General features: G+C 63.1%; 23 protein-coding genes and 1 tRNA gene. 5 read left to right on the top strand and 19 right to left on the bottom strand.

The features are described 5' to 3' along the window. Positions 1-118: 118 nt before the first annotated feature. From E2481_RS08205 to E2481_RS08190, 4 genes are all read right to left on the bottom strand, one after another. Positions 119-346: a hypothetical protein gene (locus tag E2481_RS08205; RefSeq protein ID WP_136716650.1), complete on the bottom strand. Its 228-nt coding sequence runs from the start codon at positions 344-346 to the stop codon at positions 119-121. Positions 347-386: 40 nt separating this feature from the next. Next, positions 387-863: a cupin domain-containing protein gene (locus E2481_RS08200; protein ID WP_136716649.1), complete on the bottom strand. Its 477-nt coding sequence runs from the start codon at positions 861-863 to the stop codon at positions 387-389. Between the two features lie 247 nt (positions 864-1,110). Beyond that, entirely contained in the window at positions 1,111-3,297 is a 2,187-nt protein-coding gene (locus tag E2481_RS08195) for an elongation factor EF-2 (protein ID WP_136716648.1), read from the bottom strand. Between the two features lie 176 nt (positions 3,298-3,473). Next, positions 3,474-4,052: a hypothetical protein gene (locus E2481_RS08190; RefSeq protein WP_136716647.1), complete on the bottom strand. Its 579-nt coding sequence runs from the start codon at positions 4,050-4,052 to the stop codon at positions 3,474-3,476. A gap of 239 nt (positions 4,053-4,291) precedes the next feature. Here E2481_RS08190 and E2481_RS08185 point away from each other — a divergent pair, with 239 nt between their 5' ends. Next, complete coding sequence (locus E2481_RS08185) at positions 4,292-5,041, top strand: DUF5781 family protein (RefSeq protein ID WP_136716646.1); 750 nt, start codon at positions 4,292-4,294, stop codon at positions 5,039-5,041. A 2-nt stretch (positions 5,042-5,043) separates the two neighbouring features. Here the strand turns inward: E2481_RS08185 and E2481_RS08180 are convergent, their stop codons facing one another. The 15 genes from E2481_RS08180 to E2481_RS08110 form a co-directional block, all read right to left on the bottom strand. Then, the gene (locus E2481_RS08180; protein WP_136716645.1) at positions 5,044-5,475 is read right to left on the bottom strand and encodes a DUF6114 domain-containing protein; all 432 of its coding nucleotides are present in this window, start codon (positions 5,473-5,475) and stop codon (positions 5,044-5,046) included. Then, positions 5,472-6,077 carry a DUF6114 domain-containing protein gene (locus tag E2481_RS08175; RefSeq protein ID WP_256867888.1) on the bottom strand — a complete coding sequence of 202 codons (606 nt, stop codon included), beginning with the start codon at positions 6,075-6,077 and terminating at the stop codon, positions 5,472-5,474. Before E2481_RS08175 ends, E2481_RS08180 begins: the two co-directional genes overlap by 4 nt. Before the next feature lie 76 nt (positions 6,078-6,153). Beyond that, positions 6,154-8,106, bottom strand: a complete 1,953-nt coding sequence (locus tag E2481_RS08170) for a PKD domain-containing protein (protein ID WP_136716643.1) — start codon at positions 8,104-8,106, stop codon at positions 6,154-6,156. Positions 8,107-8,431: 325 nt separating this feature from the next. Further along, entirely contained in the window at positions 8,432-10,171 is a 1,740-nt protein-coding gene (locus E2481_RS08165) for a PKD domain-containing protein (RefSeq protein WP_169302402.1), read from the bottom strand. Between the two features lie 259 nt (positions 10,172-10,430). Beyond that, positions 10,431-10,922 carry a DUF6114 domain-containing protein gene (locus tag E2481_RS08160; RefSeq protein WP_136716641.1) on the bottom strand — a complete coding sequence of 164 codons (492 nt, stop codon included), beginning with the start codon at positions 10,920-10,922 and terminating at the stop codon, positions 10,431-10,433. 57 nt (positions 10,923-10,979) lie between these two features. Then, the gene (locus E2481_RS08155) at positions 10,980-11,651 is read right to left on the bottom strand and encodes a DUF6230 family protein (RefSeq protein ID WP_136716640.1); all 672 of its coding nucleotides are present in this window, start codon (positions 11,649-11,651) and stop codon (positions 10,980-10,982) included. Positions 11,652-12,084: 433 nt separating this feature from the next. After that, positions 12,085-12,696: a 30S ribosomal protein S7 gene (locus E2481_RS08150; RefSeq protein ID WP_136716639.1), complete on the bottom strand. Its 612-nt coding sequence runs from the start codon at positions 12,694-12,696 to the stop codon at positions 12,085-12,087. Positions 12,697-12,698: 2 nt separating this feature from the next. After that, positions 12,699-13,127, bottom strand: a complete 429-nt coding sequence (locus E2481_RS08145; RefSeq protein ID WP_136716638.1) for a 30S ribosomal protein S12 — start codon at positions 13,125-13,127, stop codon at positions 12,699-12,701. A 134-nt stretch (positions 13,128-13,261) separates the two neighbouring features. After that, positions 13,262-13,711, bottom strand: coding sequence for a pyridoxamine 5'-phosphate oxidase family protein (locus E2481_RS08140; RefSeq protein ID WP_136716637.1), 450 nt, complete (start codon positions 13,709-13,711; stop codon positions 13,262-13,264). A gap of 266 nt (positions 13,712-13,977) precedes the next feature. Then, entirely contained in the window at positions 13,978-14,403 is a 426-nt protein-coding gene (locus E2481_RS08135; RefSeq protein WP_136716636.1) for a NusA-like transcription termination signal-binding factor, read from the bottom strand. Positions 14,404-14,409: 6 nt separating this feature from the next. Then, complete coding sequence (gene rpoA2 / locus E2481_RS08130; protein ID WP_136716635.1) at positions 14,410-15,633, bottom strand: DNA-directed RNA polymerase subunit A''; 1,224 nt, start codon at positions 15,631-15,633, stop codon at positions 14,410-14,412. Positions 15,634-15,636: 3 nt separating this feature from the next. Further along, the gene (locus E2481_RS08125; RefSeq protein ID WP_136716634.1) at positions 15,637-18,555 is read right to left on the bottom strand and encodes a DNA-directed RNA polymerase subunit A'; all 2,919 of its coding nucleotides are present in this window, start codon (positions 18,553-18,555) and stop codon (positions 15,637-15,639) included. Next, positions 18,556-20,388: a DNA-directed RNA polymerase subunit B gene (gene rpoB / locus E2481_RS08120; RefSeq protein WP_136716633.1), complete on the bottom strand. Its 1,833-nt coding sequence runs from the start codon at positions 20,386-20,388 to the stop codon at positions 18,556-18,558. It abuts the gene before it with no gap. Positions 20,389-20,391: 3 nt separating this feature from the next. Further along, positions 20,392-21,957 (bottom strand): DNA-directed RNA polymerase subunit B'', encoded by a 1,566-nt coding sequence (locus E2481_RS08115; protein WP_136716632.1) that lies wholly within the window; start codon positions 21,955-21,957, stop codon positions 20,392-20,394. Then, the gene (locus E2481_RS08110; RefSeq protein WP_136716631.1) at positions 21,958-22,185 is read right to left on the bottom strand and encodes a DNA-directed RNA polymerase subunit H; all 228 of its coding nucleotides are present in this window, start codon (positions 22,183-22,185) and stop codon (positions 21,958-21,960) included. It abuts the gene before it with no gap. A gap of 356 nt (positions 22,186-22,541) precedes the next feature. Here E2481_RS08110 and E2481_RS08105 point away from each other — a divergent pair. The 4 genes from E2481_RS08105 (at position 22,542) to E2481_RS08090 (ending at position 24,419) form a co-directional block, all read left to right on the top strand. Then, a tRNA-Asp gene (locus E2481_RS08105) sits at positions 22,542-22,614 on the top strand. Positions 22,615-22,865: 251 nt separating this feature from the next. Beyond that, on the top strand, positions 22,866-23,291 hold the full coding sequence (locus E2481_RS08100) for a group I intron-associated PD-(D/E)XK endonuclease (protein WP_370628397.1): 426 nt from the start codon (positions 22,866-22,868) through the stop codon (positions 23,289-23,291). An 87-nt stretch (positions 23,292-23,378) separates the two neighbouring features. Next, positions 23,379-24,035 (top strand): hypothetical protein, encoded by a 657-nt coding sequence (locus E2481_RS08095; protein ID WP_136716630.1) that lies wholly within the window; start codon positions 23,379-23,381, stop codon positions 24,033-24,035. A gap of 84 nt (positions 24,036-24,119) precedes the next feature. Continuing rightward, positions 24,120-24,419 (top strand): winged helix-turn-helix transcriptional regulator, encoded by a 300-nt coding sequence (locus tag E2481_RS08090; protein ID WP_136716629.1) that lies wholly within the window; start codon positions 24,120-24,122, stop codon positions 24,417-24,419. Positions 24,420-24,461 lie beyond the last annotated feature (42 nt).

Raw genomic sequence — 24,461 nt, 5'->3', positions numbered from 1 at the left:
GGTCGCCACGTGGTCGATACGCCAGGGACGGCTCGGTCTTCGGTCATGCCTGCATCTCGCGCACCGCCCGGTATAACTTTTTACTTCGTTGAATATCACCGGCCACCGTCGCGACTCCCTAGGGGAGTATCCGGTCGTACAGTGCGTCGATGCGCTCGTTGATCTCGACCGCCTGCTCCCTGTTCGTTCCCCAGGGGTTCCGCGAGAAGTAGAACATACTGGCGAGGATGACGCCGACGGTCACCGCGAGTTGCTGGTCGGCGACGACGGCGCTGAGCGCAAAGGTCGTCAGCCCTGCGAGGAGTCCGCCGAGTATTACGTCCAGGAGCTGTGAGAGGAACGACATACCCGAGAGTACGCCCCACACGAGGGTAAAAATCCCGACCTCAGTCGTCCCAGTACTCGACGTCCGCGTCGATGGGGAAGTACCCCTCGAAGGTCCGTTCGTCTCGGCCGCCCGGCGGCGACCCGGCGTAGACGCCGAACTTCTCTATTTCGGGGTAGATCGTCACGTCCGGTTCCTCCATGGTCGACATCGCCAGATACCGGAGCGTCTCGTCGCCGTCGTTGACGACCTGATGCCCCCCGGACTCGTCGGCCGGCATCGCCACGTAGTCGCCGACTTCCAGCGGTCGTTCCTCCCCGTCCAACCGAACCATTCTCGATCCGGACAGGACGTACAGCCCCTCTTCGTTGGCGGTGTGGTAGTGATACGGCCAGGACCGTTTGCCGGGGTCGAGTTCGTAGAGACTACAGCCCAGTTTCTCGGCGTCGGTCGCGTTCGCGAGTTCCTTCCGACGGAAGGCGTTCTCACCCTCGTCGTAGTCCTTCCAGTCGAGGTCCGCTTCGTTGGTTTTGGACATGCTCCGAGAATCAACTGGCAGTCAAATGAACGTTTTGCGGTGGCGGTCGCTGGGCTGTGTGGTGCGGTCGACACTAGATCAGTCACTTCACGCGAGGCTCGCAGAGCCGAGCGTGAAGGTAGTTTTTAGCGTAGATTTTTGCGAGTCGGGCGGGACCGAAGGTCCCGCTGACCATGCGAACGGGCCTTCGGCCCGTGAGCAGAGAGTGGTTCGCGCGAAGCGCGAACCCGACGAAGTAAAAAGGTACTTAGAAGTAGTTGATCGCTTCGGGCAGTTCGGTCTTCATGCCCTTGCGCTCGCGGATCTCGGTGATCGTCTCCGGCTGAAGGTTGTCGGCCATGACCTGGAAGCCTGCGTTCTCGGTGTTCCAGGAGGCACGACCCTCGGTCGCGGAGCGGATGTCCGAGGAGAACCCGATCATCTCGTCGACGGGCGCGACGCCCTCGACGACCATCAGGTCGCCTTCCTGGTACATGTCGTCGACGCGGCCACGGCGACCCTGGATCTCGCCGGAGGCGGCACCCATGTGGTCGTTGGGCACGTCGATGCGGACTTCCTGGATCGGCTCCAGGAGCTTGATCTTCGCGTCGACCAAGGCGTTGTGGACGGCCTCCCGAACGGCGGGGATGACCTGTGCCGGACCGCGGTGGATGGCGTCCTCGTGGAGGCGCGCGTCGTGGAGACGGATGAGCGAACCTTCGACTGGTTCGGCGGCGAGCGGGCCGTCGTCCAGCGCTTCCTCGAGGCCTTCGACGACGAGTTCCATCGTCTCGTTGAGGTGCTGGATCCCCTTCGTGTCGTCGATGAGGATGTTGGTCCCGTGCATCGTCTCGACTTCCTGGGCGGCGTCCTTGTCGAGACCGGCCTCCATCAGGGCTTCACGGCGTTCGAGTTCCGGCATGTCCATCGACGCCTCGCCCATCTTGATGGTGTCGATGACTTCCTGATCGAGCGGCTCGATGGAGATGTAGAAGCGGTTGTGGCGGTTCGGCGAGATGCCTTCGACTTCGCGGGACTCCTGCTGAGGCGCCTCGCGGAAGACGACGATCGGCTCACCGGTGTTGACCGGGATGCCCTGGTTGCGCTCGATGCGCTGGGTGATGACTTCGAGGTGAAGCTCACCCTGCCCGGAGATGAGGTGTTCGCCGGTGTCCTCGTTGATCTCGATCTGGATCGTCGGGTCCTCCTTGGAGACCTGCTGGAGCGTCTCGATGAGCTTGGGCAGGTCGTCCATGTTCTGTGCCTCGACGGATTTCGTGATGACCGGCTCGGAGATGTGCTCGATGGACTCGAAGGGCGTCATCTCCACGGACGAAACCGTGGAACCCGCGATGGCGTCCTTGAGGCCCGTGACGGCAGCGATGTTCCCGGCGGGAACGCGGTCGACTTCCTCGCGCTCGCCACCCATGTAGATCCCGACGCTCTGGATGCGGTTCTTGCCCGCAGTGCCCGAGACGTAGAGTTCCTGGCCTTTCTCGATGGTACCCGAGAACACACGACCGGCAGCAATCTCGCCGGCGTGGGGGTCGACACCGATGTCGGTGACCATCAGGACGACTTCGCCGTCCTCGTCGACGAGACGCATCGTGTCGGCGAGTTCCGAGTCGGCGTCGCCACGCCAGACGCGCGGGATGCGCATCGGCTGGGCGTCGATGGGGTTCGGGAAGTGCTCACAGACCATGTCCAGCACGACGTCGGCCAGGGGCGTCCGGTTGTGGAGTTCCTGGCGCTTGTCGGCCTGTTCGAGGTCGATGATGTCCCCGAAGTCCATGCCGGTCCGCTGCATCGAGGGCATGGAGACGCCCCACTTGTAGAGCGCGGACCCGAAGCCGACCGTGCCGTCCTCGACGGAGACGGTCCAGTCGTCGATGTCGTCCATCTCCTCGGTCATCCCGCGGATGAGGTCGTTCACGTCGCGGATGACCGCGGTGAGTCGCTCCTGCATCTCCTGGGGCCCTTCCTCGAGCTCGGAGATGAGACGGTCGACCTTGTTGATGAACAGTGCGGGCTTGACACCCTCGCGGAGCGCCTGCCGCAGGACCGTTTCGGTCTGGGGCATGGCACCCTCGACGGCGTCGACGACCACGAGCGCGCCGTCGACGGCGCGCATCGCGCGGGTCACGTCGCCCCCGAAGTCGACGTGGCCCGGCGTGTCGATGAGGTTGATGAGGTGGTTGGTGTCCTCGTACTCGTGGGTCATCGAAACGTTCGCCGCGTCGATGGTGATCCCACGTTCCTGCTCGTCCTCCTCGGTGTCCATCGCGAGCTGCTCACCGGCAGTCTCGTCGGAAATCATGCCTGCCCCGGCGAGCAGGTTGTCTGTCAGCGTCGTCTTCCCGTGGTCGACGTGGGCGGCGATGGCGATGTTCCGGATGTTCTCCGGCTCGTCCATCAGCCGCTCACACTCCTGTACGATCTTTTTACGTCGGCCCATTATACTGCGTCATATCGGAAGCAGGGTCAAAAGTGAAGTGGTTTGGCGCGCACCTTTTTTCCGCTCAGGTGCGCTCACTTCATTCGCGAACTTTGTAAGCCAACATTCTGTTCGTTTTTAATGTCGATTTGGGTGTGTTTATCTACCAGTCCAGTCACAAATGCTTCAGTCGTATCTCATCCTGAGTGGTCTTGACTGTTCTTCGGTACGTAGAATACCGACCCACTTCCAACGGGTGTCACAGCTATTGCATACCAGACTCCGATAACAGCGAGTAGCAATGGCCAGGCTGGTGAGAGGAGTGTATTGAGAAAACCGGCGCTGACAATACCACAACTCAGGCCGATGGCAAGCGTGAGTGACGGCCTGTTAGGAAGTACTGACAACAAATACACCGAGCCAACCGTTGCCAAGGCTAGTAGTGGCAGAGCGATTCCGATCTGTCCCCACCGTCCAAGAAACAGCGCTGGAAGCCCGGATAGCAGTACTCCAATGGCTCCACCAAACATCAAAAACACCCCTATCCCCGCTCGCAAGATACCACCGTCACCTGTAGTATTCGAGAGAATCAAAAAGTACGGCCAGAACACCACACCGACTGCCCAAACCGAAATCCGCCCAAGAATAGAGGAGCCTACAAGCGTGACGAACTGAAAGACGGCAACCGCCACCGAAATTGCTATCACGGCATTCCCAAGGGCCTGTGCCGGCCACGTTGTACGGAACCAAGCAATCCACGTCGCCACCTGTTTCATCTGTCACAGGAACATGCTGAAGACTGTGGTAAGTATCTTGTCTGTACTGACCATCAAAAATTCACACAGCATCCGCGCGAGCGAAGCGAGCGCGGTTCACTGAACGCGAGGCGAAGCCGAGCGTTCAGCCTTTTTCGCCCACGTTTTTGCGAGGAGCGGTTCGCCGAAGGCGAACCCGACGAGGAAAAAGGTGGTGGGGCGTCAAAGTAATTCCCTTCCAGCCCCTGGCATAGGTATACATGGACGTACGCGTGCAGTCAGTCGGCCCGACCGAGCCGTTTCGTAGTGCCCGGGACCTGTTCGAGACCGAATACGACCTGGATCGCCCCGTCGAGGTTCACGTCCGCGAGGATCCCGACGAGCGCACCTGGACCAACCACGAGGACGACCACCACAACCTCTTCATCTCGCGGCAGGCCGCCACGAGCGCGATGGCCCGCGAACTCGCCCTCCACGAGTACGCGCACATGCACCGCAACGAACAGGGCCACCCCTCACACACCCAGTCGACCGAGGAAGTCCTCTACCTCGCGCTCTCGGGCCGGAGCGTCGAGCGGCGCAAACTGGCCCACTGTTACCAGATCGCAAACCACATGAAAGACATCTACGCGGACGACATCACGCTCTCGGTCGCGCCCGCGGACAAACTTATTTCCTTCCTCGAATCGGGGTTGGCGGCCGCGCTCGCCGACCAGCCCGTCGACCGCACTGGCGGGACCCGCTGGACGTCCGCGGCCGATCCCGAGATCACCGCGGTCAACGCCGCCTTCGCGCTGGCGCTGGTCGAGCGCCACGACCTCATCGGGCGGGAGCACCGGCTCTACGACCTGGCGCACGCGGCCGCGGCGGACGCCCCGGCGATCAGCCTCGACACCTTCAAACACTACTTCCGCTCGCTCGCGCGCGACCCCGGCGAGAGCGAGTACCGCAAGACGCTCGTCGACGTGACTCGCGAGTACGCCATCGACACCGGCCAGGCCGCGGACTGACCTCACTCCGGGCCCGAATCGGCCGCGTCGTCCTCCCAACTGAACCGCCGAGTCTCGTCAGGTGGTGTCCAGGCGAAACTGAGGACGCCGCCGAGGCCACCGAGCACCGTCCCGACGAGGAACCCACCGAGCGCGCCCAATAGCGCCAGCGTCGAGAGCAGCATTCCAAGGAAGCCGACGAGACCGGACGCCGCGGGGAAGGTAAGCACCGTGACTCCACAGAGCAAGAGCAACACGGCAAACAGGACGGCGGTCGTCGTGAACGACCCGGTCGGAAAGAAGAGGAACCGGTCGTACGCGGCCGGCAGGTAGCCCGTGAAAAGCGCCGAGAGGACGAGCAACGTCCCGCCCCAGAACGGCCTGCGACGGCGCCACCGGCTGAATCCCTGCCACCACAGGCGGACCGCCTCGACCCCGTCGCGACCGCCGCTCATAGCTTGTACTTGTCTTCGAGGGACAACTCGTCGTCGTCCGCCGACCCCGTCGAATCGGCATCGGCGTCGGTGTCAGTGGTCGCCGCGTCGGTGTCGGTCTCGTCGTCGGTCTGCCAGATGAACCCCTGGGAACTCTGCCAGATGAACCCGCCGGTCTCCTGCCAGATGAACCCCGAGGCCTCGGCCAGGGTGGTTTCTTCGTACTCGTGGCCCTCCGGTGGTTCCCAGGCGTAACAGAGGATTCCGCCCATCGTGCCCACCATCATGCCGACGAACAACCCGCCGAGCGCGCCGAACAGCGACAGCGTCGAGAGCGCGATCCCGAGCACGCCGAAGATCGACGACAGTTCGGGTTTCGCCAGCGCCGACAGGCCACAGAACATCACCAGCACGGCGAACATCATTCCGAGGATGGTGAAGGCCCCGCCGATGAGCATCAGCTCCGAAGTGAACTGGACCGGAACGTACCCGATCAACAGGCCACCGAGAACCAGCAGCGAACTGCCGAGCATCGGCCGGGGTTGCCGCCACCGCCGAAACTCCCCCCGCGGGTCGGTTGCCCACTCCCCCAGCGTCGAACCCCCTCCTGACAACGGTCCCATTCCTCCGAACGTGGAACCTCAATCCGCTTTTGTCTTTCGACAAGCACGACGAGGGAGCTCCCGACGCGGTCGCCAACTACTCGATGGTGATCTCGACGGCGTCGGTCGCGGTCGCGCCGTCGTCGTCGGTCACCGTCAGCGTCACCGTGTAGTTGCCGGTCGCGTCGAACGCGTGGGTGGGGTCGACCCCCGTCGCGGTGGTTCCGTCGTCGAACGTCCACTCGTAGGACGCGATGGTACCGTCCGAGTCAGATGACCCGGACCCGTCGAACGCGATAGTCTCGTTGACCGCGGCTGTGGTCCGGTTCGCCGTCGCGTTCGCGGTCGGGGCCGTGTTCGACTCGACGGTGATGTCGACGGTGTCGGTCGCGGTTGCGCCCTTGTCGTCGGTTACCGTCAGCGTCGCGGTGTAGTTGCCAGTCGAATCGTAGGCGTGTGTCGGCGTTGCCCCTGTTGCGGTCGTGTTGTCGCCGAAGTCCCACTCGTAGGACTCGATGGTGCCGTCCGAGTCCGACGACCCCGTCCCGTCGAACGCGACTGAGTCACCGGTCAGCACCGAGGTCCGGTTCGCAGTCGCGGACGCAGTCGGTGCCGAATTGGTGTCGACCGTAATCTCGACGGTGTCGGTTGCGGTTGCGCCCTTGTCGTCGGTCACCGTCAGCGTGGCAGTGTAGTTGCCAGTCGAATCGTAGGCGTGTGTCGGCGTCGGCCCCGTTGCGGTCGTGTTATCGTCGAAGTCCCACTCGTAGGACTCGATGGTGCCGTCCGAGTCCGACGACCCTGTCCCGTCGAACGCGATCGGATCGCCGGCGATCACCGACGTCCTGTTGGCCGTCGCGTTCGCGGTCGGGGCCGTGTTCGAGTCGACAGTGACGGTGAGTGTGCCCCTGTCCCTGATGCCGTCGTCGTCGTGGACGGTCAGGTTCACCGTGTACTCGCCCGGTGAATCGTACGCGTGCGTGGCCGTTGCGCCGGTAGCGTTCCGTCCGTCGCCGAACTCCCACTCGTAGGAGACGATTTCCCCGTCCGGGTCCGAGGAGTTCGTCCCGTCGAACGCGATCGAATCCTCGGTGATCACCGACGTCCGGTTGGCGTCCGGCCTCGCGGTCGGGTCCTTGCTCTCGACGACGACGGTGACCGTCTCCGTCGCGGTCGCCCCGTCGTCGTCGGTCACGGTCAGGTCGACCGTGTAGTTCGCGGGCTCGGTGTACGTGCGTTCGGTCGTCACGCTGGTCGTGGTCGTCCCGCCGTCGAACGTCCACTCGTAGGACTCGACCGAGCCGTCGGGGTCGTACGACGACGACCCGTCGAAGCTCACGGTCTCGTTCACCACGATCGGGTTCGGTGCCGCGTCCGCGACCGGCGTCGGTGCCTCGTTGTCGCTCATGTCGGGATTGCTCCCCCAGTTCGGCGGCGTGCTCATACACGATCCGTACTCGTAGTCGCTGTCGTCGTCCGGATCGTAACAGACCCCGAGTTTGAGGTTCGAGACCGAAATCGAGTTCGTCGCCAGGTAGTGCGCCCGAATCTTCACCGGTTCGCTCCCGGACCCGCCCAGCGTCACCGGGCCGCCCGACTCGATCTCGAACTGCCCGAACGTGTCCGAGGAGTTCAGCTCTCTGATCTCGAACTGCTCGAAGGCGGCCCCTTCGGAGCGTAATACGCTCGATTTCAAGACGACGGACGTTCCAGTCGTCTGCCCCTGCGACACGAGATCCATACGGAGATTCCCGGACAACCCGGGCGTCGAATTCAGGTCTATCGTCTTCGTTACGGCCAGATCCACCAGATCCGTGTTCTGTAACTCCGAGATCGTCTGTGGATAGGCGTCCCGCTCGCTGGTATCACCTACTCCCGGATAGAGAAGGAGACTGTCCGCCGTGACCTCCTCGGCGGTGATCGTGAACCCGCCGATGCCAGCCAGTGGCAGTGCGTATGCGACCCCCGTCGAGATGACGATCCACCCGACGAGTGCCCACACCGCAACGGCGGCCCCTGTACCCCTCGCTACGCGTGTCCGATTGTACATGTTTGTCGCTCCCTGCGGGATTCCCAGGCCCGCAACTCGTTTCCGTGACCTGATTTCCCACAATACTGGTTTAATATATCCCCGGATACTGACGGTCTATTATATTATTTCAGCCGTGAAGATTTGAGAACAACTCTATACGTCCTCGGATGACCGGTGACTCGACCTCACCCGGTGGGACATCCGGCAGCGGCCACCACCGTCGACCTGGTCTGAGATAGACACTTCGAAACACGGGCAGCGTACCCGGTGGGCCAGTGGCTCAGTGCGTCAATACAGGACAACAGGCGAAAACTGGCGAGCAGGTGGCCCTGTCTCGAAGCCGTCAGCAGATGTCGAGGTAACAGTTGTCGACGTCGACCGATTTCGTCACCGAATCAGTCGCGCCGTTGTCGTCGGTGACCGTCAGCGTGACGTCGAACGTCTTGGTGCTTTCGATGTCGACGACTTCGAACTGCTTCTCGATGACCTCACCGCTGGCAGTCGCGCTGTTGTCGAACCAGTCGTCTTCCTCGAGACTCCACTCGTAGGAGACGATGGAGCCGTCGGGGTCGGACGATCCGGACGCGTTGAACGTGAACGTGGTGTCCTCGTTACCCGATGTCGGGTTCCTCGTGAAGCTCGCCGTCGGTACCTCGTTCACGTCGACCGTCACCGTCTCCGTCTCGGTCAGGCCGCCCGAGTCAGTCACCGTCACCGTGGCCTCGTAGGTTCCCGGTGAACTGTAGGCGTGTGTCGGTGTATCGCCGGTCGCGGTGGTTCCGTCGCCGAACTCCCACTCGTAGGACGTGATCCGGCCGGTGTCGTCCGACGACTCGGAGGCGTCGAACGTGACCGTCTCGCCGGGGTTCGGTTCCGCGTCGTCGACGGACGCGCTGGCCGTCGGCGGTTCGTTCTGGACGACGTCGATATCGATGGTGTCCGTGTCCGAAATCCCGAGGTCGTCGCTCACGTTCAGCGTCGCCGTGTACGTCCCCGTCGAATCGTACGAGTGGGTTCGACTCTCGCCCACCGCGGTCGTCCCATCACCGAAGTCCCACTCGTAGGACTCGATACTGCCGTCGGGATCGCTGGACCCTGACCCGTCGAACGTGACCGTCTCGTCGGGGATGACCGTCGTCTTGTCAGCCGACGCGTCGGCCGTCGGTGCCTGGTTCCCCACAGTGACGGTGACGGTGTCCGAGCCGGATTTGCCGTCGTCGTCGGTCACCGTTAGCGTCACCTCGTAGTCACCGGTGGAACTGTACGAGCGCGTCGCAGTCTTCCCGTTCGTCGTCGTTCCGTCGGAGAAGCTCCACTCGTAGGACTCGACAGAGCCGTCGGGATCGTACGACGACGAGGCGTCGAAGGTAATCGTTTCGCCCATTTCCGCCGGAATCGGCTCCGCGAACGCAACGGCCTTGGGCGCCTGGTTCTCGCCCATGTCGGGATTGCTCCCCCAGTCCGGCAGCGAGCCGTCGCAGGACCCGTACTCGTACTCGTCGTCGTTGTCCGGGTCGTAACAGACCCTGAGGCCGAGGTTCGGCGTGGACACGGAGTTGAGCGCCACGTAGTGTGCGCGAATCCGAACGGGGTACTGACCGGTCCCGCCGAGCGTTACCGGTCCGTTCGATTCGAGCTCGAACCGGCCCCGCGGGTCGTCCGAGGCCATCTCTTCGATCGAGAAATTAGTGAACTCGGCACTGCTGGACTGCAGTGCACTCGATTTCAACAGCAGTGCGGACCCGTCGCTTTCCCCCTGTGAGACGATACTGACGCGGAACTTCCCGGACAGTCCCGGCGTCGAATCCAGACCGATCGTCTTCGACGCCGTCAGGTCCGTGATCGTCGTCCCCTCCAGCTCTGCGATGGTCTGGGGGTAGGCGTCCCGCTCGCTCGTGTCCCCGACACCGGGATACAGGAGCAGATTGTCGGCTTGCACCTCGTCAGCCGTGATGGTAAACCCCCCGACCCCGGCCAGCGGTAATGCGTAGGCGACCCCCGTCGAGACGATAAACAACCCCAGAAGTGCCCAGACCGCGATAGCAGTGCCTGCTCCTCGTGCAACGCGTTTACGATTATACATAGTTCGTGTTTGGCCACACCCCACCCCGGGCGCTCTTCCCATGCCCGTCCAAAGGCGTGACTGTCTACCGTAGATAATTACCTAATTCCCACTCAAGATTACGCCGGTCATGAACGGCCACTTATATTCTTTCCAGCTTGGTCGCTGGCCGTGACACGTCGAACCAGGATCGAAACGGAAAACCGCCGAAAATCAGCACGTGGCGGCGATGGTGCGGGCGAAAACGGAGCGCCACTACGCCGACGTGACGCCTGCCGGCTTACTGTTCGCCCTGCCAACTGAACTGCACGTCCTCGTTCGCACTCGCGGAGCTACTGGTACTCGTACTGGTGCTGGTCGTCGTCCCGGGGTTGGGATCCTGCCAGGCGATACAGAGGTTCCCGCCAGCGATCCCGAGCAACATTCCGACGAACAGGCCGCCCAGTGCCCCGACGAGCGACAGGATCGACAGCGCGATCCCGAGGACGCCGAAGATGGTAGACATCTCCGGCCGAGCGAGGACGAACGCCCCGGTCAGGAACACCAGCACGGCGAATACGAGCCCGATGACGGTGAACGCACCGCCGATGACGGCGAGCTCCGTCGCGAACTGGATCGGGACCCAGCCGATGATCAACCCCCCGAGCATGAGCAACACCCCTCCCCAGAAGGGGCGCGGCTCACGCCAGTCGTTGAACTTGGCGATGCGGTCGTCGAGTCGTCGCTGAACCGGTGTCGGAAGCGCGTGCCACAGTGCTGATTTTACGGACATTGTGTTTGTCTGTATGCGGTTGTTGTACTAAAAAAATTCGCGGTTAGTGGAACGACGTTACGCGTACTCGTACGTGCCGTCGTTGTTCGGGTCGAACTGAACTTCCAGACCGAGGTCCGGCAGCGTGATCTCGTTGGTCGCGAGGTAGGTCGCACGGATGTTCGCGCCCTGGAGAACGAGGCCGGGGTTCCCGTCACCGCCGTCGAGGGTAACCTGGCGCGGGCCACCTGCGACGTCGCCCTGCGTCGGGGCCTCGGGTGCGCGCAGCGTGATCACTTGCTTGATGCCCGCCTTGCTCTCGTTCGCGTTGGCCTCGTCGATCGTCAGGCCGTTGAACGCGGCGGAGTCAGCTTCCAGTTCGGGCGTCTTCAGGAGCAGCTGCCCGGACGTGACGTCAGTGCTCGTACCGGCGGTAATGACGAGGCGCGCGTTGCCCGTCATCCCGTACTGATCGAGGTTGAAGCGCTTGATCAGCGTGAGGTCCGTGATCGTGACGCTGTTCAGCTCGACGATACCCTGCGGGTACTGGGAGATGTTCTCCGCGTCACCAGAGCCGGGATACAGGATGAAGTCGTCACCCTGGATCTCTTCGGCCTGAATCTTGAATCCGCCGATACCCGAAATCGGTGCGGCGAACGCCGTGCCGGTGCTCAAAAAGAGCATGCCGACGACGGCGACCACACCGAGCGATGCGCCAGTACTCTTGGCGAGGATCGATTTATCGTACATGTGTTCTCACTCTCGTAGTTGGCTGCGTATCTGCACGCGTGGTATACAACACGTCATCACTGATCGCCCCCCGGAACAGTCGGCGCGTTTCTGCGTGCCGACCCCCAACACCACGGGAATCACGCCGGCCGCGGCCTCTCCCCACGAGGCCACACCCGGCGAGGCTGTGGACGAACCACAGCGGGAGGTTTCCCCTCATATCGTCTGTCGTCACCACGACACCCTATGCAAACACCCTGTTCACCCTGACTGTTTCCCCGGATATGGACGGGCATTTATTACAGTACGGTCTGGCACGGGCCAAAGTCCATCACGAAAAATAACGGAAACCGTATGACGGGAACTGAGTAGCGTACGATAGCGATTTGCAGAGCTATCGAACGTCAATCGTGAGAAATCGAATCCGACCCGCAAGCAAAACCGTGGCGTCGGGTTACCGTGCAGCGGCCGCGACGCGCTCGTTTTCTTCTTTCTGGTTGACCGCGTAGGTCTGGACGTCGTTGTTCGCCGCGCCGATGAGCTGGCTCGCGAGCGCCTCCTCGGCGCTGGTCGGCGTCTTGAAGGAGTCCTTGTAGACGCCCTCGGCCAGGAACTTCAGCGCCTGGTCGACCCGGCGCTGGGGTGCGACGTCGACGGCCTTCGGGACGGAGATGCCACCGTATTTCAGGCGAACAGTCTCCTCGCGGGGAGCACTGTTCTCGACCGCGTGTACGAGGACCTGTACCGGGTTCTCCTCGGTCCGATCGTGGATGAGCTCGAAGGCCTCGCGGACGATGCGCGTGGCCTGCTGTTTCTTCCCGGTGTTCTCGTCGGTCTGCATCAGGCGGTTGATCAGTCGCTCGACGATGGAGATCTCGCTTTTCTTGAACTGCTTGCCCGCGTGGCGACCCATCGTGTGTGCGATGGGCGTGACCGTGATGTACCGCTCGGTACTCGGGTCGTTGTACTCGATCTCGGTGATGTCCCACGCCTCGAACAGCTGTGCGACCGCGTCCTCGTCGTCGGTGCCGGCAGGTGTGTCCGGCTCGGGTGCGTCGCTCGACATGGTTATCGCACCGGTTTCTCCGCGTTCCCGCGAACCAGTTCGATGAGCGAGACGCCGTTGACCTTCTCGACCTTGTAGTTGACACCCGAGAGGTCGCCCATCGCGCGACCCTTCGCCCCACCGATCCCGGCGATGGTGACCTCGTCGTGTTCGTCGATAAAGGAGATCGCGCCGTCACCCGGACAGAAGGCAGTCACCTGCTTCCCGTTCTTGATGAGCTGGACGCGCACGCATTTGCGCACTGCGGAGTTGGGCTGTTTCGCCTCGACCGCCGTCTTCTCTAGCACGATACCTCGACCCTGAGGAGCACCCTCGAGTGGGTCGGACTTCTCGCGAAGTCCCCGCTCTCGGCGCGCGTACTTCGAGTCGGACCAGCGACGCTGCTGCCGGTCCTTCTTGAGCTTCCGCGCGGCGTATTTGCCGTTCGCCATAGTACCGTCGAATATCCAACGGAGCTACTTAAGTACAGTCTTTCGGAGCCAGGAACCGGTCCTGTTGGCGCATCACACACGCGGTCGCGTGACCGACAACCGCGCCGTCCACTTACCGGAACGCCGAGACGCCGTCACGGCTCGGTCTGGACCTCCTTTCGGCTGGTCAACGTGTCGGAATCCAGATGAAAGTTCCGGAAATCGATCTCCTCGCGAGGGCGCTCGAAGATGTCGATTTCCGGAATCTGGATTCCCCACATTCCCTGGACAGTGCTCGAATCGTACGGCATGTCGGTCACCTCTTCTAACGTCCCGGTCGCGACGACGCTGCGCCACCCAGCAGCCGTCTTCGAGTGCGTGGCGAACGCCACGGGGTTGTCGATTACGTCCGGTTTCCCGGTCTCTTGCGGGAACGAGAGGCTGAAGTAGAAACTGCTCGAGTGCTTGTCGTACCCGTACGACACCGGAAGCAGCGACGGGGGTTCGTCGGGCGGCGTCGAGAACGACAGCACACCGGTGCCCCCGTCGCCGAGGAACTCGTTTCGTTCCTCCGGACTCATCCGAATCCAGCGGAGCCCTTGCATACTCGACCGAACGCCACGGAGGGTGATAACGGCTTGCACGATCCCGTTGCCTGCCCCGACATTTCGACGAGCGCACCTGTCGGAGGACCCTTTCCGTGCCCCTGCTTCGGGACGAACGACTCGATCCGACCTCAGGTGGTCCGAGGCGGATAGCAACCAGCACGCGGGACCTGTTCGGACGTATACGACAACGGGTGATTTCCGTCCGCCCACTGCCTGTCGTCGCCGACGTTACGAACCCCGACGACGGCTCGAAACCGTGAGAATCAGGTTAGCTGAATGTCGTCCACGCCGAAGTGGCGGTCGGCCAGATGTCGCGCGGCCTCGATGTTTTTGCCGTCTTTCCCGATGGCGACGCCGGTGTCGTCGTGATCGACCTCGGCGTACGCCACGGTGTCGTCGTTCTCGCTGATGGTGACGTTGTACACCGCGGCTGGGGCCAACGCATTGGCCACGAAGTCGGCGGCGGTGTCGGCGTCCTCGACGAGTTCGACCGATCGGCCCAGTTGCTCCTCGATCCCCTCGACGTGTCGGCCCCCTGGACCGATCGCATCGCTCATGTCGCCGGCCTTCACGACGAACAGCACGCGGTCGCGGTCCTCGTCGACCACGCAGTCGCGGATCGTCACGTCGACCTCGTCCTCGAAGAGGGCGATGTACCGGCGCTCGCGGTCCGAGAGGGTGACGGTCATCGCCGCTTAGTCGGCCCCTTCACCGTCGCCGCGGGCCGGGGACGAGCCCATCCGCAGGTTCACGTCACCGGTCCCGAGCTTGATGGGCTTGCCGACGATCACGTTCTCCGTTACGCCGTTGAGATCGTCGACCTCGCCGTGGATCGCGGCGTCGAGCAGGTGGTTGACCGTCACCTCGAACGCTGCGCGCGCGAGCACGGAGTCCTTGTTCCCGGAGATACCGTGGCGACCGATCGACTCGATGGTCCCTCGATTCGTCATGATGTCCGAGACCAGCATCAGGTGGCGGATGTTCACGTCGTCGAGCCCCTGCTCTTCGAGCGTGTTCATCGTCTCCTCGATGATCGCCTCGCGGGCGGCCTCGATCCCGAGGTTGCGGTTGATCTCGTGGATGTTGTTACAGGTCGACCGGCTGGCGTCGACGCCCTCGATGCCGAGCACGTCGCCCAGTGCCGAACCCTCGGTGTAGAGGACGAACTCGCCGTCCTCGGACTGTTCGGTCTCCTCGCGGCGGATGACGACGCGGTCGATCTCCTCGATGCCCTTGAAGACGATCTCCCGGAGGTCCTCGACGAGCTGGAGCAGCTCTCGGTAGCTGGGCTGGTCCGGCCCGAACTCGATGACCGTCTCGTCCAGCTGGACGACCTCGACGCCGAGCTTGGACTCGATGGTCTCGGAGATCTCGGCGACGATGTCGCCCAGGTGGTCGACGGTCGGCCAGCGCTCCTGGAGCGTGTCGGGGTTGAGGTTGACGCGGACGAGCATGTCCGCGACGTCCGTCGAGATGTCACCCAGCGCGAGGATGCGCGTGGCTTCGATCTTCCAGACGACCTCGTGGGCGCGCTCGCGGTCCTCGGCGAACTCGTCTTCGAGGTGGACCGTCATCATCGGCGTGTCGGGCGTCTTCCGCGCGTCGACCAGTTCGATGAGTCGCGGCAGTCCCTGCGTCACGTCGATCTCGGCGACGCCCGCGTAGTGGAACGTGTTCATCGTCATCTGGGTCCCCGGCTCACCGATGGACTGGGCGCTGACGGTGCCGACCGGGTCGAGCGGGTCGACGCGCGTCTCGAGATAGCGGCTCTCGACGGCCCTGGCGATGTCGTCGGCCTGTTCTGTGGTGACCCCGCCGCGGTCCTCGATGGTACTGTACACCTCGTCTTTCAGCCGTCGCGGGAGGTCCGTGTCCTCGACGACGACCTCGATGTCGTCTGTTACGTCGTAGTCTGTCATGATTCAGTCGTCACTCTGGGCCATCCACCAGTCGTCGGCGTGTTCGGAGATGTTCGTCGGGGACGGTTCCGTCCCGAGGAACTCCTCTTTCTCGGTGTCGTCGGCGAACTCCGCGTCGATGACCCGGTCCGCGATGTTGTCCACGTCGATGTCGTTGTCCTCGCTCGAGGAGACCTTCACCGGACTCGTGCCGTCCTCGCCGAACTCGAACTGGACGATGGTGTCGCTCGTGTCCCGAACGGTGCCGTCGTACTGCGTTTCGAGTTCCGAAAGGGCGTTGATGAGCCGGCGCTGCAGGTAGCCGGACTTGGAGGTCCGGACCGCCGTGTCGACCAGGCCCTCGCGGCCACCCATCGCGTGGAAGAAGAACTCCCGCGGTTCGAGACCGCCCCGATACGAGTGCTCGACGAAGCCGTGTGCCTCCGAAGAGAGGTCGTCGGGCTTGTAGTGGGACAGGGTGCGGTCCTCGTAGCCACGATTGATCCGCTCGCCCCGGACTGCCTGCTGTCCGACACAGCCGGCCATCTGGGTCAGGTTCAGCATCGACCCACGCGCGCCGGACTCGGCCATCACGACCGCGGGGTTGTCGTCGTCGAAGTGCTCCTCGGCGATGTCGCCGGCGGAGTCACGCGCCTTCCCGAGCGTCTGCATGATCTTCATCTCCAGGGTCTCGTCGACTGTGCGACCCGGCAGCGATTCGAGTTCGCCCCGGTCGTAGGTCTCGATGAGTTCCTGGACCCGCTCGTAGGCGTTGCCGATCGCCTCGTCGATCTGGTCTTCGGCCGCCCGGGAGATGGACTCGTCGTCGATCCCGATGGAGAAGCCGAAGTGCATGATCGAGCGCATCGCCAGCGAGGCGACCTCGTTGACGAAGATACGCGCCCGCGTCTTCGAGTACACCTTGGCGATGGTGTCGACGATCTCCCCGCCGAAGGCACCGACTCCGTCCTCGTCGATGGTTCCGTCGATCATCTGGCCGTCCTCGATGACGACCGTGTCGCCGGCAGAGGAGGTGAACTCGAGATTGAGGTCGTCGGGCAGCAGTTCCGAGAACAGCGACCGGCCCGTCCAGTAGGGCTTGCCGTCCTCGTCTTCGCCGTCGGCTTCCGGCAGTTCGTCGATCCGCGTCGCCCGAAGCATGTCCAGGGCCTGCGTCTCGTTGAACTGCGGGTTGGTGTGTGTCAGCAGGTAGAGCCCGCTGATGTGGTCCTGGATGGCCCCGATGATGTTCTCACCGAAGCGCGGCGAGAGAATCTGCTCCTGAACGCGCATCAGCACGCGGGCCTCGGCGCGGGCCTCCTCGTTTTGCAGCGCGTGCATGTTCATCTCGTCGCCGTCGAAGTCGGCGTTGTACGGCGGACAGACCGTCGTGTTCAGCCGGAACGTCTTGTACGGCATCACGACCACTTCGTGGGCCATGATGGACATCCGGTGGAGCGACGGCTGCCGGTTGAAGATGATGATGTCCCCGTCGATGAGGTGTCGGGAGACTTCCCAGCCGGCCTGGACCTTCTCGGCCAGTTCCTCGCAGTTCTTCTCGGTGACCTTCAGGCGGCGGCCGTCGGGTCGCTGGACGTAGTTCGCGCCCGGATGGCCTTCCGGCCCGTTCGAGACGTAGCGCCGGGCCTCATCTAAGTTGCGCTCGTTGACGTTCATCGTCTGGGTCATCTCCTTTGCGACCCGGTCCGGGACCCCGACCTCGTTCAGTGAGAGGGTCGGGTCCGGCGAGATGACGGTACGAGCCGAGAAGTTGACACGCTTCCCGGACAGCGAGCCACGGAAGCGCCCCTCTTTGCCTTTCAGGCGCTGGGAGAGGGTCTTCAGGGGTCGACCCGAGCGGTGTCGGGCCGGCGGCGTCCCCGAGATCTCGTTGTCCATGAAGGTGGTGACGTGGTACTGCAGGAGTTCCCAGAGGTCCTCGATGATCAGCTGGGGGGCACCCGCCTCACGGTTCTCCATGAACCGCTGGTTGATGCGGATGATGTCGACCAGCTTGTGCGTGAGGTCGTCCTCGGACCGCTGGCCGTTGTCCAGCGTGATCGACGGGCGCGCCGTGACCGGCGGCACCGGGAGGACGGTGAGAATCATCCACTCGGGCCGTGAGCGCTCGGGGTTGATGCCGAGCACTTCCATGTCCCCGTCCGGGATGTCCTCGAACCAGTCCCGAATGTCGCTGGGCATCAGCTTGTTCATGTCCTCCTCGGTCAGGTCCACGTCGAGCGCGCGCTCGATGGCCTTCCGGTCCTCTTCGCGCGGGCGGAACTCGCCCGAGAGGATGTCCTGGACGCGACCCTGGTCGATGCCGGTCTCGTCGGAGAGTTCGACCGGGGACACGCCACGGTCGTCCTCGTCGTCGGGGTCGGGCTCCATCGCCTCGGCGATGAGGTCCGGGTACTCCGAGGACAGAACCTGCTGGACCTCGTAGTACGTGGTCGGCTTCTCGTGGTTGATGTCGTACTGCTGGCCGCCACAGAACGGACAGTGGTCCTTCTTGCGGGCCTGCCGGATGGCGGCTTTGGTCACGTCGTTCAGGTCGTCGCGGAGTTCCCGCGCACGGGTGAGGCGGCTGGCGAACTCCTCGCGCTCCTCGTCGTTGAGACAGAGCCGCGAACAGTCGCGGCAGGTCCCGCGCAGGAGTCGGCGGATGAGTTTCGCGAAGCCGACGTGGATGACCGGTGCGGCCAGTTCGATGTGGCCGAAGTGGCCGTTACACGACCCCGAATGCTTCCCGCACGTCTTGCATTCGAGTCCCGGGTCGATGACGCCCAGGCGCGGGTCCATCAGGCCCATGTCGATGGGGAACCCGTCGTCGTCGTAGGTGTCGGCCGTGATGACCTTGGTGGCGCTCATGTCCCGATACTCCTCGGGGTCCATCAGCCCGAAGCTGAGTTCGCCGATCTCCTTGGGTGCGTGTTGACTCATTTAGACTGCGTCCTCCAGTTCGATACGCGGGGCGATCCCCAGCGCTTTCATCTCGTCTAACAGGAGCTTGAACGCGTAGGACATCTCGATCTCGTGGATGTCCGTCTCCTCGTCGCAGTTCGGACAGTAGACGCGCCGTTGCTCGACGTTCTCGACGGCGGCCATGCCACAGTTCGCACAGATGTAGATCCACTCGCGGTCGGACTCGTCTAAGAGTCGTTCCTTGAGCGTCATAGCCGCACCGTGGCCGATGAACACGTCCCGTTCCATCTCCCCGATACGGAGCCCACCTTCGCGTGCGCGACCCTCGGTGGGCTGGCGGGTCAGCACCTGCACCGGCCCGCGCGAACGGGCGTGCAGCTTGTTCGAGACCATGTGGTAGAGCTTCTGGTAGAAAATCGTCCCGACGAAGATCTCCGCGTCGATCTTCTCGCCGGTGACGCCCGAGTACATGACCTCCTTTCCGCTGGACTTGAAGCCCTTCTCCTCGAGTCCGCCGCGGAGTTCGTCCTCGTCCTCGCCGGTGAAGGCGGTCCCGTCGACCCGGCGACCTTCCAGTGCGCCGACCTTCCCGCCGAGCATCTCCAGCACGTGGCCCACCGTCATCCGGGACGGCAGTGCGTGGGGATTCATCACGAGGTCGGGCACGACGCCCTCCTCAGTGAACGGCATGTCTTCCTGGGGCGCGATGTGGCCCACGACCCCCTTCTGTCCGTGTCGCGACGCGAACTTGTCTCCGAGTTCGGGGATCCGCTCGTCACGAACTGAGACCTTGGAGAGCTTCGAGCCGTCCTCGCCCTCCATCAGGGTCACGGTGTCGACGACCCCGGACTCGCCGGAGCGCATCGTCACCGACGTTTCGCGGCGCTTCTGGGGCGAAAGTCCGCCCATGTCGTCCGGTTCTTCGAGGAACCGGGGCGGGGAGGTCTTCCCGAGCAGCACGTCGTTCTCGCCGACCTGCGTCTCGGGGTTGACCAGTCCGTCCTCGTCCAGATGCGTGTACGCTTCCTCGCCGCGAGCCCCGCGAACGTCGTCGTCGGGGATCTCGAAGTGGTCCTCCTGTCCGCCGGGGTAGCGTCGTTCCTCGCCCTCGTAGGTCCGGAAGAAGTGCGACCGGGCGAGCGCCCGGTCCACGGACCCGCCGTTGAGCACGAGCGCGTCCTCGATGTTGAACCCCTCGTAGCTCATGACGGCGACGACGAAGTTCTGGGCCGCCGGGCGGTCGTCGTACCCGATCTGTTCGGTCGTCTGGGTCTTGACCATCGACAGCTGCGGGTAGTGCAGCAGGTGCTGGCGCGTGTCCGGCCGGATGCGGTAGTTGGCCGATGGCAGCCCCAGCGACTGCTTGATCATCCCCGACCCCATCGTAATGCGCGGTGAGGCGTTGTGTTCGGGGTAGGGAACCATCCCGGCACCGATCCCGAAGATGAGCTGCGGGTCGACTTCCAGGTGGGTGTGGTCCTCGGTGAGGTCGTCTTCCTCGACGGCCACGAGGATGTCCTCCTCTTCCTCGGCGTCGATGAACTCGACGTAGCCCCGATCGACGAAGTCCTCGAACTGGAGTTCGCCGGCTTTCAGCGCCGCGACCTCCTCGTCGGAGACCAGCGGTTCGCCGTCCTCGATGATGAGCAGCGGGCGACGCGCGCGGCCGGCGTCGGCGTTGACGATGACCTCGTCGGTGCGGTCCTTGACCGAGACGTTGACCATCTCGCTGACGTCGCCCCGTCGGCGCGCCTGTCGGATGTCCGCTGCGAGCTTGTGTGGTTCGGGATGGGTCCCGACCAGACTTCCGTTGACGTATACTTTCGCTTCTCGTCCTTGTCCTTGACTCATGATTTAATCGTCCGCTGGTGTCTGCTCGATGGATTCGATTCCGGGAATGCCCGAGACGCCCATCGACGCGAGTTCCTGTTTGAGTTCCTGAGAGTCCTCGATGTCCTGCGAGAGCTCCATCGCCTGTGCGAAGTTCTTCACCAGCCCACAGTTCGGGCCTTCGGGGGTCTCGGAGGGACAGATACGCCCCCACTGGGTCGCGTGCAAGTCGCGCGCCTCGAAGTGTGGCTGGCTGCGACTGAGTGGCGAGCGAAGCCGGCGCAGGTGGGAGAGCACACCCATGTAGTCGGTGCGGTCCACCAGTTGGCTCACGCCCGAACGGCCGCCCACCCAGTTCCCCGTCGCGATGGGGTGTTCGAGCCGCTCGGTCAGCACGTCCGAGCGAACGACCGTCGAAACCGACAACTGCCGGTTACGCATGTTCGCGCGTTCGAGCTGGTACTTCACGTCCCGCGCCAGCTTGTTCAGCGCCGTCCGGAACAGGTCCTTCATCAGGTCGCCCGAGACTTTGAGGCGCTTGTTGGCGTAGTGGTCCTTGTCGTCGGATTCGCGCCGTCCGAGCGCCAGCTCGAAGCAGGCTTCGGCCATCCGACAGAGGTAGTAGGCCTTGTTGATGCGGACTTCCTCGTCCTCGACGCCTTCCTCGTGGAGGTGCGGGAGGAGATACCGGTCGATGACGTAGTTGGCGCGCTTGAGCTGGTAGTTCTTGCCCTGACCCGAGGCGACGCGTTTCCCGAGCGTCTCGATGGCCTCGTTCGTGGTCTGAACGTCGGCGGCCTCCAGGTTCTCGAGCATGAACTTCACGATCTCCGGGTCGTCGGAGACGCGATGGACGATCTCCTCGTCGGATTCGAGTCCGAGCGCGCGCACGAGGGTCACGAAGTTGATCGATCCCGAAACCGATGGGAACGACACTTCGAGCAGGCCCTCGCGGTTGCGCTCACAGAGGACGAGGGCACGATACCCTCGGCGCTGACTGAACGTCTTTGCGACCTGGATCTCGTCGCCGTACTTCGTGTCGTACTCGGCGAGGATCTTGTTCGGTGCGAGGTCCTCGGAGGTCATCAGCACCCGCTCGGAGCCGTTGACACAGAAGTAGCCACCGGGGTCGGCGGGGTCCTCGCCGATGTCGATGAGCTCTTTGTCGGAGAACCCGGAGATGTTACATTTCCGGGAGCCGACCATGATCGGCATCCGACCGATCTTCGTCTCGGTCTGGTCGACGACGTGTTCTTCCTCCTCGATGCCGCCCTTGATGATGGCCATCTCCATGAAGACCGGGGCGGCGTACGTGATGTTGCGCAGCCGGGCCTCCTGGGGATAGAGGAGTTCTTCGGACCCGTCGGCCTCGCGGACGCGCGGGGTGACGACCCGCACGTCGCCGAGTTCGACGAAGACGGGTTCCTCGCCTTCCTTGTCGCCGATGTCGGTCTCGATGGTCTCTTTCTCGTCGACGACCTGTTGCATTCCCCGGTCGAGGAACGCGTTGAACGACCGGAAATGGTGTTCTGCGAGCCGTTCTCTCGAAAAGTACTCACGCGAGATCTCGCGTCGGTCTTGAATGTTCATTTATTCCACCACGAGCCGGTATACGGTCGCCTGATCAGTCGTACGGGAGTTCCGGGAGATCTCGATGACGTCGCCCACCTCGGCATCATCGGGGAGCGCCGGGTCCGCCCGTTTTATTTTCGGCAGGTCTGTTCGCTTGATATCATACTCTTCGAGGACCCCCTCGAGGATGTCCTCGTCGAGTACACTGTGCTCGGGAACGAGTTCGTGGTCGCTTACGTCTACCATGTGTTGTGGCTTGACTTGCTGGAGAAGGTTGCTGTCACGAGATACTACAGCGTCCTTGCGCTGGAGACCATTTAAGACTTGTCAAACACGTCGGGCGGCGCTATCCGACCCGACCACGACCCGACACGGACCGAGGTGGAACGAGTGTGCTTGCCCCCATAGACGGGAACTGCGCACATATGTATTTGGGTTACCTAGCGTAACCCGGTGCGGGGCGATATCGTGGCGGGGATGACGCCGTTGGGGGTGAGCAGCGGCGGCGGAAACGGTGTACCCACGAGTCGTGGGAACGCGTGACGCCGCGGCTCCGTTTGGAAAGCCTTAATACTGCCACCCGGAAAGGAATGAATGCGTTCGCCCGGATGGTGTAGTGGCCCATCATACGACCCTGTCACGGTCGTGACGCGGGTTCAAATCCCGCTCCGGGCGCTTCTCTAATTTCACCCCGACGCGGAGTCTCGTCTCCGCGTCCATACTGAAAATCAGTGTACGACTGAAAGGGATTTGAACCAGGGAGCAACTTTGCTACGACTGAGGTTCAAATCCCGACCGACTCCGTCGGTCGGCGTGCAGGGTTACCGACCCTGTACTCCCGCTCCGGGTTTGCGGCTACCGATGGTCGATCAGTTTTGCTGGCCGCGGAGATTCAAACCCCATCGCGCGGTGAACACTATGTTGGGGTGTCTACAGTGCCCAATACGAAAGATACGGGGGATAAGACGGAAGCGAGGGTCATCCACGCGCTGATCGCACGCGGATACAGCGTTTCGATACCGTTCGGCGACAACGACAGGTACGATCTGATCGTCGATACGGGAACGGAACTGCTGCGCGTCCAGTGTAAGACCGGATGGAGAGAGGACGACTGTGTACGGTTCAAGACGGCCAGCAAAACGACGGTGGACGGAACGACTGAGATGCGGGATTACGAGGACGAAATCGATGCGTTCGCCGTTCGAAGCAAGGACGACGGTGAACTGTACTGGGTTCCCGAGAAAGACGCTGGACGAAAGAGCACGTACCTCCGCATTGTGGAGCCACAGATCGACCACCCCGGAGTGAATCTGGCCGCAGAATACGTGTTCGACAGTAACCTCCCGGAGTGATCAAAGGAGGGTCGAGTGGTGTCCAACATGTCTTAAAACATATATTTCGGACCAAAGCGTATAGTGCCGGGAAGCTAAACGGGGGGTATGAGCAGCCGAGACAAAGCGCCGCGGGAGATGCCCAAGGCGCTGGTGGAGGACTTCCTCGAACAGGAAGCGGGCACGCGGGCGTTCCTGGACGAGTTACAGAAACTCGCTGCCGAGGGGCGACACGACGAGGTGCGCGAGCGGCTGCGCGAGTTCGCGGAGCACTCGCAGGGAGCCTTCTTCACGGTGGCGCTGAGCCTGGGCGGCACCGCGCAGTTCTTCGCCGACGTCGAGGCACAGATGGACGCCGAGACGGGCGAGTTGCTCCGGGAGTTGCCGGAAACGTACGGCACGCTCGCCGAGGAGTTCAGCATCGTCCGGACCGAGCAGACCCAGGACAGGAAGAACCCGGTGACGAGCATGAGCGCGTCGACGACCTATCGGGACGACGAGGAGGTGCCGCTGATCGAGTACGCGCCGCTGTCGGGGGACATGCAGTTGACCGAGTGCCGGGAGTCGCCCGAGGAGGTGCTGCAGGTGGCACACTTCCTGGTCCAGTCGACGACGGACGCACTGGAGGTCGCCCTGGAGGAAGACCAGGCGGTCAACACCGAGGAGCTGAGTTCGCTCATCGACCGTCGGGAAGAGCTGGAACTGGAACTCGGGACGCTGCGCGACCAGATCGACGAGCTACGGCGGACGCCGGTCGACGAGTGACCTGACGGCGCAGTGGTTGGCCGGCGCCGAGTGAGTTACAAGAGTTATATGGCGTGGGGCAAAATCCCAGGCAGAACGAACAGCATGGTCGAGAGGCTTCAAAACCAGGTCGAGAAAGAGGAACGCGACGTACGAATTCTGCGGGCAGTCATCGCGGACGGACCGATCGGGATCGTCAAACTGGCCGAGAGAACCGGGCTTCCCGAACACAAGGTCCGATACTCGCTGCGGATGCTCGAAAACGACGAGTTCGTCGAGCCGACGCCGGACGGCGCGATTCCGGCCGACGACATCGAGGACCGACTGGCGACGGTCAACGAGGGGCTGACCGGACTCATCGAACGGCTCGAACAGGTGCGCGACGCGGAAGCGCCGACGATCTAGCCCGATCCGCGATCGATTTCCTGCTGCGGGTGTCACGCGACC

The sequence above is a fragment of the Halorientalis salina genome (genome assembly GCF_005049285.1).
Classification (GTDB): Archaea; Halobacteriota; Halobacteria; order Halobacteriales; family Haloarculaceae; genus Halorientalis; species Halorientalis salina.
The sequence above is the reverse complement of the archived record's forward strand: the minus strand, read 5'-3'. Positions and strand labels throughout refer to the sequence as shown.

What these genes read in the sequence shown, in the direction of transcription:
- E2481_RS08170 (WP_136716643.1), bottom strand. Translation starts at nt 8,106, where the DNA reads ATGTACAATCGGACACGCGTAGCGAGGGGTACAGGGGCCGCCGTTGCG.
- E2481_RS08145 (WP_136716638.1), bottom strand. Translation starts at nt 13,127, where the DNA reads ATGGCGAACGGCAAATACGCCGCGCGGAAGCTCAAGAAGGACCGGCAG.
- E2481_RS08150 (WP_136716639.1), bottom strand. Translation starts at nt 12,696, where the DNA reads ATGTCGAGCGACGCACCCGAGCCGGACACACCTGCCGGCACCGACGAC.
- E2481_RS08180 (WP_136716645.1), bottom strand. Translation starts at nt 5,475, where the DNA reads ATGAGCGGCGGTCGCGACGGGGTCGAGGCGGTCCGCCTGTGGTGGCAG.
- E2481_RS08140 (WP_136716637.1), bottom strand. Translation starts at nt 13,711, where the DNA reads ATGCAAGGGCTCCGCTGGATTCGGATGAGTCCGGAGGAACGAAACGAG.
- E2481_RS08110 (WP_136716631.1), bottom strand. Translation starts at nt 22,185, where the DNA reads ATGGTAGACGTAAGCGACCACGAACTCGTTCCCGAGCACAGTGTACTC.
- E2481_RS08185 (WP_136716646.1), top strand. Translation starts at nt 4,292, where the DNA reads ATGGACGTACGCGTGCAGTCAGTCGGCCCGACCGAGCCGTTTCGTAGT.
- E2481_RS08175 (WP_256867888.1), bottom strand. Translation starts at nt 6,077, where the DNA reads ATGGGACCGTTGTCAGGAGGGGGTTCGACGCTGGGGGAGTGGGCAACC.
- E2481_RS08190 (WP_136716647.1), bottom strand. Translation starts at nt 4,052, where the DNA reads ATGAAACAGGTGGCGACGTGGATTGCTTGGTTCCGTACAACGTGGCCG.
- rpoA2 (WP_136716635.1), bottom strand. Translation starts at nt 15,633, where the DNA reads ATGACAGACTACGACGTAACAGACGACATCGAGGTCGTCGTCGAGGAC.
- rpoB (WP_136716633.1), bottom strand. Translation starts at nt 20,388, where the DNA reads ATGAGTCAAGGACAAGGACGAGAAGCGAAAGTATACGTCAACGGAAGT.
- E2481_RS08125 (WP_136716634.1), bottom strand. Translation starts at nt 18,555, where the DNA reads ATGAGTCAACACGCACCCAAGGAGATCGGCGAACTCAGCTTCGGGCTG.
- E2481_RS08205 (WP_136716650.1), bottom strand. Translation starts at nt 346, where the DNA reads ATGTCGTTCCTCTCACAGCTCCTGGACGTAATACTCGGCGGACTCCTC.
- E2481_RS08195 (WP_136716648.1), bottom strand. Translation starts at nt 3,297, where the DNA reads ATGGGCCGACGTAAAAAGATCGTACAGGAGTGTGAGCGGCTGATGGAC.
- E2481_RS08155 (WP_136716640.1), bottom strand. Translation starts at nt 11,651, where the DNA reads ATGTACGATAAATCGATCCTCGCCAAGAGTACTGGCGCATCGCTCGGT.
- E2481_RS08135 (WP_136716636.1), bottom strand. Translation starts at nt 14,403, where the DNA reads ATGACCGTCACCCTCTCGGACCGCGAGCGCCGGTACATCGCCCTCTTC.
- E2481_RS08115 (WP_136716632.1), bottom strand. Translation starts at nt 21,957, where the DNA reads ATGAACATTCAAGACCGACGCGAGATCTCGCGTGAGTACTTTTCGAGA.
- E2481_RS08165 (WP_169302402.1), bottom strand. Translation starts at nt 10,171, where the DNA reads ATGTATAATCGTAAACGCGTTGCACGAGGAGCAGGCACTGCTATCGCG.
- E2481_RS08200 (WP_136716649.1), bottom strand. Translation starts at nt 863, where the DNA reads ATGTCCAAAACCAACGAAGCGGACCTCGACTGGAAGGACTACGACGAG.
- E2481_RS08095 (WP_136716630.1), top strand. Translation starts at nt 23,379, where the DNA reads ATGAGCAGCCGAGACAAAGCGCCGCGGGAGATGCCCAAGGCGCTGGTG.
- E2481_RS08160 (WP_136716641.1), bottom strand. Translation starts at nt 10,922, where the DNA reads ATGTCCGTAAAATCAGCACTGTGGCACGCGCTTCCGACACCGGTTCAG.
- E2481_RS08090 (WP_136716629.1), top strand. Translation starts at nt 24,120, where the DNA reads ATGGTCGAGAGGCTTCAAAACCAGGTCGAGAAAGAGGAACGCGACGTA.